This window comes from Dyella sp., from assembly GCF_051954575.1.
In the GTDB taxonomy this organism is placed as follows: Bacteria; Pseudomonadota; Gammaproteobacteria; order Xanthomonadales; family Rhodanobacteraceae; genus Dyella_B.
The window spans coordinates 1-14,170 of the sequence record NZ_JBQCHP010000078.1 but is presented as its reverse complement, the minus strand read 5'-3'; the positions used below and the strand labels follow the sequence as shown (position 1 = coordinate 14,170).

Genomic DNA, 14,170 nt, shown 5'->3' with positions numbered 1-14,170 from the left:
AAGCGTAGCGCCGCCATCGATCGATCCACCAAGGAGTGCACATGCGCCACATGTTCTTTCGCCGCGCCAGCCGATGGGCCGCAGCGTTGTTCGTTCTGCTCGCCACCAACGGCGCCATCGCCGCCGATGGCGCATCGCCTTATCGCATCGTCGGCTACGCCACCGGCTGGGATCCCGCGCAGACCAAGGATGTCGGCAAGATCGACACGCTGATCTACGCCTTCGCGCAACTGAAAGACGGCCGCGTAGGGCTCGACGCGGATCGCAGCAAGACCTTGCAGACACTGCTCGCGCTCAAATCCGTCAATCCGAAACTCAAGGTCACCGTCTCGGTCGGCGGCTGGTCGGCGGGCGGTTTCTCAGAAGCGGCCAGCAGCGAGGCGGGACGCCAGCTATTCGCTGACACCGCCGCGCAGATGCTCTCCGCCCAGCATGCCGACGGGCTCGACGTGGACTGGGAATATCCCGGCCATCATGAATCGGGCATCCGCTCCAGCGCCGACGACAAGGCCAACTTCACCCTTCTGCTGAAAGCGATCCGCGCCAGCCTCGATCGCGCCGGCCAGAAAGACGGCAAGCACTACACGCTGAGCGTGGCGATCGCCGATGGTCCGTTCGTCAGCGACGTCGATATTCCAGCGATCAATCCGCTGCTGGATTGGTTCAACCTGATGACCTACGACTTCGTCAACGCCAACACGCCCACCACCGGCCACCACACCGGCCTGCACGCCTCGCCGCTGATCAAGGGCGACGGCCGCACCACCGATCGCGCTGTGCAGCAGTTCCTGGCCGCCGGCGTGCCGCCGAAGAAACTGGTGATCGGCGCGGCGCTGTACGGGCGCGAATTCGCCGATGTGCAGGACGATCACGATGGCCTGTATCAACCCTATGGCCATTTCGTGAACATGCTCACCTGGCCCGACCTGAAAGCGCACTACATCGGCAAGCAAGGCTACGTGCGCCACTGGGACGACGTGGCGAAGGCGCCGTGGCTATGGAACGCGAAGACGCATCACTTCATCACCTACGACGATCCGCAGTCGATCGCCGCGAAGATGGCTTACATCAAGGCGCAGCACCTGGGCGGCATCATGTACTGGGAGCAGACCAACGATCCGGCGGATGAATTGCTGGATGCGATGTGGCATGGATTGAACGAGTGACTCGTAGGTTGGGGTGCAAACCCCAACATCGCGATGTTGGATGACATGACAATATTGGGGTTTTCACCCCAACCTACGTCGCATCTTCGTGGGCTGGGGCGCTTCCCAGCCCACGCATCCATCTACGTCAACCTGGCTTGCGGAACCGATAGATGAACTGGTCCGTATGCCCGCGTATCGACTTGTCGAACACCTTGTTGGTGTGCGGATCGCTCGGATTGCGCAGCACGTTGCTTTCGCCCGCGAACACAAAACCCGCCGATTCCACCTGTTTCTTCACGATCGCCGGATCGATGCGATGCAGCGTATCGGTATCGGCCATGCCTGAACCGGCCGGCGCCACGTGGTCGATCACGATGAACAGGCCGCCCGGCTTCAACGCGGCAAACACCTGCGTGTCGAACGCCACCGGATCGACCTTGCCCATGAACTTGTCCGGATAGTCGTGATAGTTCTGCGAGGTGAACACGATATCCACCGGCTGGGGCACGCTCAGTTGCGCCGCCGGCTGCTTGAGCACGCTGACGTTGGAGTAATGCGGATCGGCCGCCAGCTTCTCGAACGGCGCCAATTCATCGCCGTCGACCTTGACGTATTCGTCCGGCCACAACGCGTAAACGTGACCCGTCGCGCCCACGATGCCGCTGAACACGCGCGTGAAATAGCCGGAACCCGGGATCAGCTCCAGCACTTTCTCGCCGGGCTTCACATTGCTGAAAACCATCACGTCGGCGACCTTGCGGCGTGCATCGTTGCTGGCATCTTCCCCACGCGCCGGATCGGCCACCGCCGCGTGGACGTAGGGCGGCACATACTGCAAGGCATGCATGTGGTTGGCTTGCGGCGTTTGCGCCACCAGGGCCGCCCCTGGAACGGCCAATGCCGCAAGCAGTACGACAGATATCGAACGCATGACGACCTCCTGACTGGGTTGGGAGAGCTTGCGGATTGTGCGCCTGCGGGCTGCGCATCGGATAGCTGACTTGTGGCCCATTCGAGGGGACTCGACTGGCGTTGAATCTCAACCGCACGAATAACGGCCCCCTCCCCTGCGCGCAGGGGAGGGTTGGGGTGGGTTGTTCGAGCTTGCCTCATGGCTGAAATGCCGCGCGAGGTTGCTTCACCCCACCCTAGCCCTCCCCTACTACACGTAGGGGAGGGACACGTTCCGGCAGGCTGAGATTCGACGCCAATCAAGCCAACGGAGGAGGGAGACTGCACACCAGCGCTGACTTACGCCAATTCCCAACTCCCCAGCATCCGATACTTCCCCTTCCCCACCACGTTATGGATCAACACGAACCGATCCACCTCCCACACGATCGGCGCTACCGGCACCGCTTCCGGCAACTCCTGCCGGCCATAAGCCAGGGTGACGTGTGGCGTGAACTGCCGTTCGGCGCGCAGTTTCAAGCCGGCACGCACCAGCGCCGCATGCAGATCGCGCCACAGCGTCAACAACAATTCGGGCACCTGCGTGCTGCGCAGCACACACGGCGGTTCGCGGCCGCGGAAGCTGGCGACGTAGTCCAGCGTCCAGGTGAAAGGTGCCGCGTGCAGCGCGCCGGCGGCGATCATCGCCTTCTCCACCACTTCATCGGGCACCACCGGAAAATCGCCCAGAAAGTTCAAGGTGGCGTGAAAGCGTTCCGGCTTCACCCAGCGCGCGCGTAAACCGGGATGCTGTTGTTGCACCAGCGCCGCGGCGTGGTTGATGTCATGGCGCTTCGCGGCATCAGGCATCAGCGCAAAGAACAGGCGATGCAGCTCGCGCGTGGCGGGTTGGCCAAACAGCGCCGTCTGGACAGGCGATTCGGTGTTGCTCATGCGCAAAAGCCTAGCGCATTCGTCACGCAGGCATGCGTTACGCTCTTTTTGTGCTGACAATCCAAAGTGGAACCAACATGAGCAAAGCCCCTGCCATCGCCACCTACAATGCCCAACCGCTGCGCGATCGCGTCGTGCTGGTTACCGGTGGCGCCCAGGGTATCGGGCGCGGCATTGCGCAAGCCGTGCTGGGCGCCGGCGGCAACGTGATGATCGGCGATCTGGACCCAGACGCCGGCCACGCCTGCCTGCAGGAATGGAAGGTGGGCGAACGCGCGGCCTTCCGCCAGCTTGATGTCTCGCGCGAAGCCAGCGTGCATCGCTGGGTCAAGGCCGCAATCGATCACTTCGGCAGCTTGCACGGCCTGGTGAACAACGCCGGCATCGCCGAGCCGCACCAAGGTCCGCTACACGAATTGCCGCTGGAAACCTGGAACCGCTATCTCGCCACCAACCTCACCGGCGCGTTCCTGTGCAGCAAGCACGCCTTGCCGTCGCTGTCGGCGGCGGGCGGCGCGATCGTGCACATCGCTTCCACCCGCGCGCTGCAGTCCGAAGCGGATACGGAAGCCTACGCCGCCACCAAGGGCGGCCTGCTTGCGCTCACGCATGCAATGGCGGTCAGCTCCGGCCCCAAGGTGCGGGTGAACGCGATCCTGCCCGGCTGGATCGTCACCGATGAATGGAAGAAGCCGCAGGAACGCCATCATTCCAAACTGAGCCGCAAGGATCACGCGCAGCATCCCGCCGGACGCGCCGGAACACCGAATGATATCGGCGCGTTGGCCGTCTATCTGCTCAGTGACGCATCCGCCTTCGTCACCGGACAACACTTCGTGATCGACGGCGGCATGACGGTGAAGATGCAGTACGTCTGACGCCTCAACTGTCTTCGCGCAGGAATACCGGCAAATCGGTGGTCGGCGGCGACACGGACAGGCCATACATCATCGCCGCCACGTGCCCACGGTGATAGGTTGCATGGTTCACCACGTGCAGCAGGATCTCCCCGCGCCGCATCTCCCCCTCGCCGCCGCCAATGAAGGTAAAGCGCACGATGTCGTCGCAAGCCTGCTCATCGAGTGACGCGGCGTAGTCGATGTACCACGCGTCCATCTCGGCCTGCGCCATACGCAGCGCGTCGAACGCGGGGCAGTGATCCGGGTTGCGCGATGCAAGTCCATGCGGCACGCCTTGCAGATGCGCCTTCCACACCAGATCCATGCAATAGGTGTGATGCAAGGTGCGCAAGAGATTGCCGAAAACGATCGGCTGCGGCGCGTTCAAGGCCTCCTCGGGCACGGCGCTGAGCGATTGATAGAGCAAACGGTCGGCCCACGCGCGATAACGTGTGAGCTGGTGAAGGTGATGGCGCTGCGCCATGGGGTGCCTTTTAGCCGGATCGGAGAGTTCGCGCCGCTTACCAAAAACTTACAAATACGCGCCGCGGTTTATCGCGCCGCATTTTAATTAAACGCTAACGCTCGTTGTTTATCCGCGATTTGGAAAGCTTCAAAACCATGCCGCACAAGCCATGGCGCGACACTTGCCGACAAACGCGGCTGAACCATGGCGAACTTGTCGTGCCGCGTGACGGTAACGTTGAACATTTTCCCGCGTTTTCTCTAGTACGGTGCAGACCCAGGAGGACACGCCATGAAAGCCATCGCCGTTACGCCATCCATTTCGATGCGACGCAGCCTGCTGCTGCGTGCATTGGCAGGTGCGCTGGCTGCGCTTGCCGCATTCGCCGCACTGCCACAAAAAGCGGATGCTGGCGTATTCATCGGTGTAGGCGTTTCAGTCGGCGTGCCGCCTCCGCCACTGCCCGTATATGAGCAACCACCGATTCCGGGCCCCGGTTATATCTGGACACCAGGTTACTGGGCGTGGGATGGCGACGAGTATTACTGGGTGCCGGGCACCTGGGTGCCGGCGCCGTTCTATGGCGCGCTGTGGACGCCGGGCTATTGGGGCTGGGATGGCGCGCTGTACGTGTTCCACCCCGGCTACTGGGGTGACCACATCGGCTTCTATGGCGGCATCAACTACGGCTGCGGGTATTTCGGCAGAGGCTATGACGGCGGCTACTGGGGCCATGGCGGCTTCTACTACAACCGCACCGTCAACCACATCGAGAACGTGAACATCACCAACGTTTACAACAAGACGGTGATCAACAACGTCAACGTCAACCACATCAGCTACAACGGCGGACGCGGTGGCGTGATGGCGCGGGCGACACCGCGACAGATGGCCTTCGCCCGCCAGGCCCGCATGGGGCCGATCGCCGCCCAGCAGCAGCAGATGAACCTGGCCCGCCAGAACCCGGCGATGCGCGTGTCCGCCAATCACGGCGCGCCGCCGATTGCCGCCACGCCGCGCGCGGGCGTGTTCGCCGGCGCCGGCGTGGTGCCGGCGGCGCGCAGTGGAGGCCCGATTTCCGTCGCGCAGCACATGAACAACGTTGCGATGCATGCGCCGCAGGCTGCACAGGCGAACGGCGGCTTCGCGCCGCATTCGGCGAACTTTGCACCGCACGCGAACATGCCTGCAGCGACCATGCGTCCGATGAACAACGCCATGCAGCCGAACAACGGCATGGCGCTGCGCTCGGCAAGCTTTGCCCCGCACGCGAACATGCCGAACGCGGCACCAATGCAGCACGTCAACAACAGCCGAATGCGCGCGCCGCAATCGATACCCTTCAACAACGGCGCAGCCTTGCATTCGGCTAATTTTGCACACACGAATGCGCCGGTCGCGCCGAACGCGATACGTCCCAGCGCGAACTACAGCAACCCGTATCGTCCTGGCGGCGGCGTCCCGCCGACCGGCCGTCCGATGCAACCGATGAATGCGCATCCGATGAACACCTATCGCGCGCCTGCCACCGCGTACCGTCCGGCGCCGGCACCGGTGTATCGCCCGCAGCCGCAACCGCAGTTCCGCGCACCGCAGTATCAGTACCACGCGGCGCCGGCACCGCAATATCGTGCCTATCGCCCTGCCCAGGCGCCGCATCCGTCCGGAGGTGGCGCACCGCACGGTGGTGGCGGGCACGATATGCACCACGGTTGATCGCTCCACTTCGCTGCAACGAAAAAGCCCGCGTTTCGCGGGCCTTTTCTTGCGCTCGGCATGATGCTCAATGCCCGACCTGGCCACCTGCCAGCAACGTTCGGATCATGCGCAATTTGGCCTTGAGTTGGGCTTCGTTCTCAGGGCCGAGACGCAGCATCAGCTTCTGTCCATTCGACAGCGACTGCAGTTGCGGATCGACGAAGTGATAGCGCGCGCCTTCCTTCGTCACGGCGATCGGATCGTGCACGTCCGGCGCGGCGAGCATGTCGTCGATCGCGGTAATCAGCCGATCGTTGAAATAGCCGCGCGGGTAGCCGAGCTCGCGATACGCCTGCTGGAACAACGGATAGTTCTGCTTGTACCAGGCAACCAGGGCATGCGGGTCGACCTTGGCCAGCACCGTCATGTAAGGCGCATAACGCTCCGCATTGGCAGCGGCAATCACACTTGCGCCATTGGCGGTCTGCAGTTGCATGGTGCCGCGGGGCGTGCGCAGCGGAAGGATCGTAGTGTTGCCCATGCCCTGGCGCGGCAAGGCGTCCACCGTCGCCACCACGCGCGAGATGATCTGGCTCGGCGCCAGCAACGCACCCATGTCGCTGCCCACCATGCTCGCCAGAGCTTCACGCACGCTGGCGTCGCTGTCGACCAGGGCCGGCAGCGCTGCCGTGGATGCGGGCGCAGGCCCTGCGGCGGCCTGCGCGATGGGGTGCTGGATCGTAGAGGACGAACTTGCTGGCGCCTGCGCCGCTGTCGATGGCGGTGCGCTCGGCGGTGGATTTTCCGATGCGGCCGGATGCATGCCGCGCTGGACCAGATAGACGCCCGCTGCCACGACAGCAAGCACGATGATGATCGCGGCGATCCAGCCGCCATATGAGGTTCGCTTGATATTTCGATTCACGATGCTGCCCGTTCTGCTCGTTGAACAATCATTGTGACAGGCGTATCGGCGGTTCGTTCGCGCGCATCGTCAGCGGCGCTGTGACGACAAGGCACAGCAAGCGCGGGCGTTCACTTGCGTTCATTGCGATGCTCGTGCCGCCAGGCATCACGCCACGCGGTAGCGCCCTTCAGCCGCCGCCATCGGCCGGCCTTGCACGCGACGCTTCAACGCGGATGCGGGCATGAGGAAGCTGTCATCGCGGTCGTAGGCGCCAGGCTGCTGGCGGCGTAGAGATCTTCGTAGGAACTTGGACAACTGCGACACATTCCGGCGGCGCATCAATGACAGCCGAGCACGTCAGGCTGACGTAAGTTGGCGGTGTCTAGAAAAAGTTCTTGCGCCGCAAGGCATTAAGCCGAGTTCGCCCGCTTTGTGAGAGCTGCCGCGACTGCCACTGCGTTCAACTTTCCTGGCACGTTCTGGGCACCAAGAAAAAAAAGCCACCGGCACGTTCGTGCCGGTGGCCCTCCCCCTCCCATCTGCGCCGCGAAAAGGGGCATGCCTCCCGCTCTCGCGACGCGCTCCCCTGAACCTGCACGCTACTTGCCGATATCCTTGAGGATCTCCTTGGTGAAGGCCAGCACGCCCGCGCTCGGATACGAATTGCAGGTGGACGATGCCGACCCCGACGCACACGGCGTATCGCGATCCAGCGACCAGAAATGCACGCCGGCCAAACCGTTTGCGGCGGCGTAGTTGGTGATGGTGTCGATGTCCGCCAGCGTGGTGATTTCACCGCCGGAATCGTTCTGGCCGATCATTGGCGTGAGCTCAATATGGCTGGCCGGAATGCCGTAGCTGTGTTCCAGGTTGGTCACCGCCTGGATCGCCGACTGCCCCATCTCGCACACGCCGCCGACCACCACGCAGTTGGACGACGTGGCGCCGCCGTAATCCATCACCATCAAATTGATGGTGTAGTTGTTCAACGCCGGGCTGGATGCCTTGATTGCCTGCACTACCCATTGCCCCAACTGGTTAATGCCGCCGTAGCTGCCGTCCGACGCGCCGAGCGTGGCCAGCGTGAAGGAGAAGCGCAGGTTGGGATACTGCGATTGCGCGGCGGCGACATCCGCCACCAATTGCTGCACTCCCGCCTGCGTCTGGCCGCCTTCGATATCGAAATCCACGCCGATCATCTGCGCGGTGTAGTACTTCGCGATGAAGCTCTGGAATGCCGACGCGGAGCCGCAGGTGAACACGCCTGCCTCGCCGCCAGTGGAAACGATGTACTTCAAGCCCGCGCTGGCCAGCGAGTTGGCGGCGCCTGGCGTGATGTTGGCGGAGATGAATTCCGATGGTGTCACGCCCGCCCAGTTTTCGCTGCCGCATTCGCCGGTGGCGAACGCAAGCGTAATCGCCGGCAGGTTCGGCACCTGCGTGGCATACAGGCTGCCGCTGCCTACCACCGGAATCGTCGTGCCGGTGACCGCCGTGGCCATGGCGTAGGTATTCCAGTTCATGTTGATGCTCATGTCCTTGTACGGACTGAACACGAAACCGCTGGGTGTCGGTGTCGGTGTGGGCGTTGGAGTTGGTGTTGGTGTTGGCGTGGGAGTAGGCGTCGGGGTCGGTGTGGGTGTCGGCGTCGGCGAACCGCTGCACGTGCCGATTTGTGTCCACGGCTGGCCGCTGCCACTCGGGCCGTTGCTGGTGGCCGGATCGTTGCCCTGCGTCCACCAGTTCGCCTTGTAGTTGATGCTGTTTTCGCTGACCAGCGCGCCACCGTTGTATGCGGTGGCTGCGTTCCAGGCTGGATCGCAGCCCGAAGGCGTTGGTGTCGGTGTGGGAGTGGGCGTCGGTGTCGGGGTAGGCGTGGGCGAACCGCCGCACGCGCCTTCGGACGTCCACGGCTGGCCGCTGCCGGAGCCGCCATTGTTGGTGGCCGGATCGTTGCCTTGCGTCCACCAGTTGGCGACGTAGTTGATGCCGTTTTCGCTCACCACATTGCCGGCCGTATATGCCGTGGATGCGTTCCATGCCGCCGCGCAGGTCGACTGCGCGTGGACGGTCTGCACCGGCGCCACGGTAAGCGCCGTGGTGGCAAGCGCCGCGCATATCGCGGTGCTCAACGAGCTACATGCCAGGGTGGTCCAGTTCGTTGGTCGTTTCACTTGCATGGGACTGTCTCCAGAATGGGATTGAACCGCAACAGGTGAAGAACATCGGCGATGCGACGACCGCGTTCGCAAAACGTAAAGTCAAAGACGAACGCCGCCGCGCATCCCGCATATCGGTACTGTCATGGCGGCGCATGTCGCGCGCCGCGTATCCCGCCAATCCGCGCTATGACGCCGCAGCGACCCGGCACTGCCGAATCGCCGCGGTTTCCCCTGCGTTCCCTGCTTGGTTTTATTTACCGAGATCCTTCAGGACCTCGTTGGTGTAACCCAATGCGCCCACGCTCGGATACGAATTGCACGTGGACGATGCCGAACCGGCCGCGCACGGCGTGTCGCGATCCAGCGACCAGAAATGCACGCCGGCCAGGCCGTTTGCCGTGGCGTAATTGACGATGGTGTCGATGTCCGCCAGCGTGGTGATTTCGCCCTGCGCATCGTTCTGCCCGATCATCGGCGTCAGTTCGATATGGCTGGCCGCAATGCCGTAGGTGTGTTCAAGATTGGTCACCGCCTGGATCGCCGATTGCCCCATCGCGCACACGCCGTTCACCACCACGCAGTTGGCGGCCGTCGCGCTGCCGAAATCCATCACCATCAAATTGACGGTGTAATTCTTCAACGCCGGGCTGGCTGCCTTGATCGCCTGCACCGTCCACTGTCCGAGCTGATTGATGCCGCCGTAGCTGCCGTCCGAAGACGCAAGCGTGGCCAGCGTGAAGGAGAAGCGCAGGTTGGGATACTGCGATTGCGCCGCGGCCACGTCGGCCACCAGTTGCTGGATGTCCGCCTGCGACTGGCCGCCTTCGATATCGAAATCCACACCCAGCATGTGCGAGGTGTAGTACTTCGCGATGAAGCTCTCGAACGCCGAGGCCGATCCGCAGGTGAACACGCCGGACGCACCACCGGTCGACACGATGTAGTTGAGGCCGGCGCTGTTGAGCGCGCTGATATTGCCGGAGATGAAACCGGACGCCGTAACGCCGCCCCAGCTTTCGCTGCCGCACGCACCGGTGGCGAAGGCCAGCGTAATGCCGGGCAGGTTCGGCTCCTTGGTCGAATAGAAACTGCCGCTACCCACCAATGGCAGCACCGAACCCGACGCAGCCGTCTGCATGCTGTTGGTGTTCCAGTTGAGGTTGATCGTGATGTCCTTGTACGGACTGAACACGAAACCGCTGGGTGCCGGCGTGGGAGTCGGAGTCGGCGTTGGTGTGGGCGTCGGAGTAGGAGTTGGGGTCGGCGTTGGAGTCGGCGTCGATGTGCACGTACCTTGCGACGTCCACGGCTGGCCGCTGCCCGGGCCACCGTTGTTGGTAGCCGGGTCGTTGCCCTGCGTCCACCAGTTGGCCTTGTAGTTGATGCCGTTTTCGCTGGCCATGTTGCCGGCCGTATAGATGGCCGTAGCGCTCCAGGCCGCAGCACAAGTGCTTTGCGCATGCACCCTCTGCACCGGCGCGACGGTAAGCACGGTAGTGGTAAGCGCGGCACCCACCGCCGTGCTCAACGCGCTTGCCGTAACGGTGGACCATTTCGTGGACTTCTTCTCTTGCATGACTGTCTCCGGGCTGATGGAACGCAACGAGGTTGAATGAACGCCGGCGATTCACAGCCGCGCTCCAGGCAGCCGAGGGGGACAGTCGCCATCCGCATCCATGCGCGCTACCGCTTGTCATGAAACCGCAAAGTGGCGCGAGTATTGGCCCGGCATGACAACGTTGTCCAGTGCAATTGGCCGATTTGCCCACGCTGGAACGTGATTCGTATCGCAAAGGAATAAATGTCACATCGCTGGCATGCGCCTTCACAAAGCGTGCACGCTGACAGCGAAAAACGGCCGAAAACGCAGATTTTTGCCGTTGCGCCGCAACACATGGCGTCCGTTGCGAAGAGACAGGCCGCGATCATTCCGCACTAAGCGAAGCGTCAGCAGCCGAACGCAACGCAGCATGCACACACGGCCATAGGCACTGCATGGCATGACATCGCTGACAACGATAGCCAGCTTTGGACATGTTTCATTCGATCTAAACGCTCGGCGAATATTTGTCGCCGCTTGTCGATTTCACGCCGCCACGGTCGTCGCACAGTTAAGACATCCCATCCACTACGGAGGCATCCGCCATGAGTTCGCGATTCCAGCGCATCACCCCGTTCCTGTGGTTCAACGAAGAAGCCGAAGAAGCTGCCAACTATTACGTGTCGGTGTTCGACAACTCCCGCATCCTCAGCGTCACCCGCTACGACGCCGCGACGGCGCAAGCCACACATCGCGCCCCGGACTCGGTGATGACCGTGGCGTTTGAACTGGACGGGCAGCATTTCACCGCCCTCAACGGCGGCCCGATCTTCGCCTTCACCCCTGCCGTCTCGCTGGTGGTGAACTGCCGCACGCAGGAGGAGGTAGATCACTACTGGAACGCGCTATCCAAGGACGGCGACCCCGCCGCGCAGCAATGCGGCTGGCTGAAGGACCGCTTCGGCCTGTCCTGGCAGGTCGTGCCGGTGCAATTGATCGAGCTGCTCACCGCCAAGGACAGCGCGAAGGCGCAGCGCGTGATGCAGAAGGTGATGACGATGAAGAAGCTGGATCTGGGCGTGGTGGAGGACGCGGCGGCGTAGCGGCTGGCTCACTCCCCTGCTTGCAGGGGAGGGCCGGGCTGGGGTTGCCTGGGCTTGCCGCATGGCTGGCATGCATCGCGAGATGGCTTCACCCCAACCCATCCCTCCCCTGCAAGCAGGGGAGGGAGCAGTCCGGCAAGCTGAGAGATTCGACGCTAACGGAACCTTAGCGACAGGGCACCAACAGGCGACCGAGAGTTCAGGCCGCAATGGTCAGGCAACGCGTAAGGGCCAGACAGCAAGCAAGATGTCACACAACCCCGTATAATCCGCAGGTTAACCCCTACCGAAACCTGCGCGGCGGCCTTACGGCCCGCCCAAGCCCGGCACTCATGTCCATCGAAAACCTGCGCAACATCGCCATCGTCGCCCACGTCGACCACGGCAAAACCACCCTCGTCGACCAGCTGCTGAAGCAGTCGGGCACCCTGTCCGAACGCACCGTGCTGGCCGAGCGCGTGATGGACAGCAACGACCAGGAAAAGGAACGCGGCATCACCATCCTGGCCAAGAACACCGCCATCAAGTGGCGTGAAAACCGCATCAACATCGTCGACACCCCAGGCCACGCCGACTTCGGCGGCGAGGTGGAGCGCGTGCTGTCGATGGTGGACACCGTGCTGATCCTGGTCGATGCGATGGACGGCCCGATGCCGCAGACCCGTTTCGTGACGCAGAAGGCCTTCGCGATGGGCTTCAAGCCGATCGTGGTGGTCAACAAGATCGACCGCCCGGGCGCCCGTCCGGAGTGGGTGGTGGAACAGGTGTGGGACCTGTTCGACCGCCTCGGCGCCACGCCGGAGCAGATGGAATTCCCGATCGTCTACGCCTCGGCGCTCAACGGCTACGCCTCGCTCGATCCGGACGCCCGCGAAGGCGACATGACCCCGCTCTACCAGGCCATCATGGACCACGCGCCGAAGCCGGAAGTGGATCCGGACGGCCCGTTCCAGATGCGCATCAGCCAGCTGGACTACAACAACTTCGTCGGCGTAATCGGCATCGGCCGCATCCAGCGTGGCACGCTGAAGAAGAACATGCCGGTGGCGGTGATCGATCGCCACGGCAAGAAGCGCCAAGGCAAGGTGCTGCAAGTGCTCGGCTTCCTGGGCCTGGAGCGCATCGAGCAGGACAGCGCCGAAGCGGGCGACATCGTCGCCATCTCCGGCATCCAGGAGCTCACCATCTCCGACACCGTGTGTGCGCTGGACAAGCCCGAGGCGCTGCCGGCGCTGACGGTGGACGAGCCGACCATCAGCATGACCTTCCAGGTGAACAACTCGCCGTTCGCCGGCAACAAGGATCTTTCCGGCGGCAAGTTCCTCACCAGCCGCCAGCTGAAGGATCGCCTTGAGCGCGAGCAGGTGCACAACGTGGCGCTGCGCGTCGAGCAGGGTTCGGATGCCGACAAGTTCCTGGTCTCCGGCCGCGGCGAACTGCACTTGTCGGTGTTGATCGAGAACATGCGCCGCGAAGGCTATGAATTGGCCGTGTCACGTCCGGAAGTGATCATCAAGGAAATCGACGGCCAGAAAATGGAGCCGTACGAGCAGCTGGTGGTCGACGTGGAAGAAATCCACCAGGGCCCGGTGATGGAGCGCCTCGGCATGCGCAAGGGCCAGCTGAAGAACATGGAACCGGACGGCAAGGGTCGCGTGCGTCTGGAATACATGATCCCGGCGCGTGGCCTGATCGGCTTCCAGAACCAGTTCAAGACCCTCACCCAGGGCTCGGGCCTGCTGTTCCACGTGTTCGACCATTACGGACCGAAGGAAGAAGGCCAGATCGCCAAGCGCCTCAACGGCGTGATGATCGCCAACGCCGGCGGCACCACGCCCGCCTATTCGCTGGGGCCGCTGCAGGAACGCGGCAAGCTGTTCGCCGCCGAAGGCGATAACGTGTATGAAGGCCAGCTGGTCGGCATCCACGCCAAGGACAACGACCTCACCGTCAACGCGATCAAGCCCAAGCCGCTCACCAACATGCGCGCCTCGGGCAAGGACGATGCGATCCAGCTGACCCCGGCGACCAAGTTCTCGCTGGAACAGGCACTGGACTTCATCGACGACGACGAGCTGGTGGAAGTGACGCCGAAGGAAATCCGTCTGCGCAAGAAGCATCTGACGGAGAACGATCGCAAGAAGGCATCACGCGGCGGTTGATACGCCGATAACCGAAAAGGCCGCCGCAAGGCGGCCTTTTCGTAGGTTGGGGTGCAAACCCCAACATCGCGCAGCATGGAGATGGCATCGTTGGGGTTGGCACCCTGACGTATCCCCACGTTTTTGCTCGATGATTTCAATAAAATCAGCGAGCTATACACCTTGCACATGATCTTCCAGATTACTGGGCCGTCATTCCCGCGAAAGCGGAGGCGCTTTTCAACAGCGAATGCTGGTCAA

Annotated in this window: 12 protein-coding genes; 5 read left to right on the top strand and 7 right to left on the bottom strand. The window is 62.9% G+C overall.

Annotation, left to right across the window (positions count from 1 at the left end; all coding sequences use genetic code 11):
* Nucleotides 1-41: 41 nt before the first annotated feature.
* The gene (locus ACTHNE_RS10605) at nucleotides 42-1,166 is read left to right on the top strand and encodes a glycoside hydrolase family 18 protein (RefSeq protein ID WP_440269232.1); all 1,125 of its coding nucleotides are present in this window, start codon (nucleotides 42-44) and stop codon (nucleotides 1,164-1,166) included.
* Nucleotides 1,167-1,293: 127 nt separating this feature from the next.
* Here the strand turns inward: ACTHNE_RS10605 and ACTHNE_RS10600 are convergent, their stop codons facing one another.
* Both ACTHNE_RS10600 and thpR read right to left on the bottom strand, forming a co-directional pair.
* Entirely contained in the window at nucleotides 1,294-2,079 is a 786-nt protein-coding gene (locus ACTHNE_RS10600; protein ID WP_440269231.1) for a class I SAM-dependent methyltransferase, read from the bottom strand.
* 320 nt (nucleotides 2,080-2,399) lie between these two features.
* Nucleotides 2,400-2,993 carry an RNA 2',3'-cyclic phosphodiesterase gene (thpR, locus tag ACTHNE_RS10595; RefSeq protein ID WP_440269230.1) on the bottom strand — a complete coding sequence of 198 codons (594 nt, stop codon included), beginning with the start codon at nucleotides 2,991-2,993 and terminating at the stop codon, nucleotides 2,400-2,402.
* A 77-nt stretch (nucleotides 2,994-3,070) separates the two neighbouring features.
* On the opposite strand from thpR, the gene ACTHNE_RS10590 reads away from it, so the two are divergent.
* A complete protein-coding gene (locus tag ACTHNE_RS10590) occupies nucleotides 3,071-3,871 on the top strand; it encodes a glucose 1-dehydrogenase (protein WP_440269229.1) in 801 nt (266 codons plus the stop codon).
* 4 nt (nucleotides 3,872-3,875) lie between these two features.
* Here the strand turns inward: ACTHNE_RS10590 and ACTHNE_RS10585 are convergent, their stop codons facing one another.
* The gene (locus ACTHNE_RS10585) at nucleotides 3,876-4,376 is read right to left on the bottom strand and encodes a DinB family protein (RefSeq protein WP_324937611.1); all 501 of its coding nucleotides are present in this window, start codon (nucleotides 4,374-4,376) and stop codon (nucleotides 3,876-3,878) included.
* A gap of 273 nt (nucleotides 4,377-4,649) precedes the next feature.
* Here ACTHNE_RS10585 and ACTHNE_RS10580 point away from each other — a divergent pair, with 273 nt between their 5' ends.
* Nucleotides 4,650-6,074 (top strand): hypothetical protein, encoded by a 1,425-nt coding sequence (locus tag ACTHNE_RS10580; RefSeq protein ID WP_440269228.1) that lies wholly within the window; start codon nucleotides 4,650-4,652, stop codon nucleotides 6,072-6,074.
* A gap of 67 nt (nucleotides 6,075-6,141) precedes the next feature.
* Here ACTHNE_RS10580 and ACTHNE_RS10575 read toward each other — a convergent pair whose 3' ends face one another.
* The 4 genes from ACTHNE_RS10575 to ACTHNE_RS10560 all read right to left on the bottom strand — a co-directional run bounded on the left by ACTHNE_RS10575 (nucleotide 6,142) and on the right by ACTHNE_RS10560 (nucleotide 10,701).
* Nucleotides 6,142-6,981: a DUF3014 domain-containing protein gene (locus ACTHNE_RS10575; protein ID WP_324937615.1), complete on the bottom strand. Its 840-nt coding sequence runs from the start codon at nucleotides 6,979-6,981 to the stop codon at nucleotides 6,142-6,144.
* Nucleotides 6,982-7,128: 147 nt separating this feature from the next.
* Nucleotides 7,129-7,302 carry a hypothetical protein gene (locus tag ACTHNE_RS10570; protein WP_440269227.1) on the bottom strand — a complete coding sequence of 58 codons (174 nt, stop codon included), beginning with the start codon at nucleotides 7,300-7,302 and terminating at the stop codon, nucleotides 7,129-7,131.
* A 260-nt stretch (nucleotides 7,303-7,562) separates the two neighbouring features.
* Complete coding sequence (locus ACTHNE_RS10565; protein ID WP_440269226.1) at nucleotides 7,563-9,143, bottom strand: carbohydrate-binding protein; 1,581 nt, start codon at nucleotides 9,141-9,143, stop codon at nucleotides 7,563-7,565.
* A gap of 232 nt (nucleotides 9,144-9,375) precedes the next feature.
* Nucleotides 9,376-10,701, bottom strand: a complete 1,326-nt coding sequence (locus ACTHNE_RS10560) for a carbohydrate-binding protein (RefSeq protein ID WP_440269225.1) — start codon at nucleotides 10,699-10,701, stop codon at nucleotides 9,376-9,378.
* Between the two features lie 569 nt (nucleotides 10,702-11,270).
* Here ACTHNE_RS10560 and ACTHNE_RS10555 point away from each other — a divergent pair.
* Both ACTHNE_RS10555 and typA read left to right on the top strand, forming a co-directional pair.
* Nucleotides 11,271-11,768, top strand: coding sequence for a VOC family protein (locus tag ACTHNE_RS10555; protein ID WP_440269224.1), 498 nt, complete (start codon nucleotides 11,271-11,273; stop codon nucleotides 11,766-11,768).
* A gap of 332 nt (nucleotides 11,769-12,100) precedes the next feature.
* Entirely contained in the window at nucleotides 12,101-13,930 is a 1,830-nt protein-coding gene (gene typA, locus ACTHNE_RS10550; protein WP_324937625.1) for a translational GTPase TypA, read from the top strand.
* The last annotated feature ends 240 nt before the right edge of the window (nucleotides 13,931-14,170 follow it).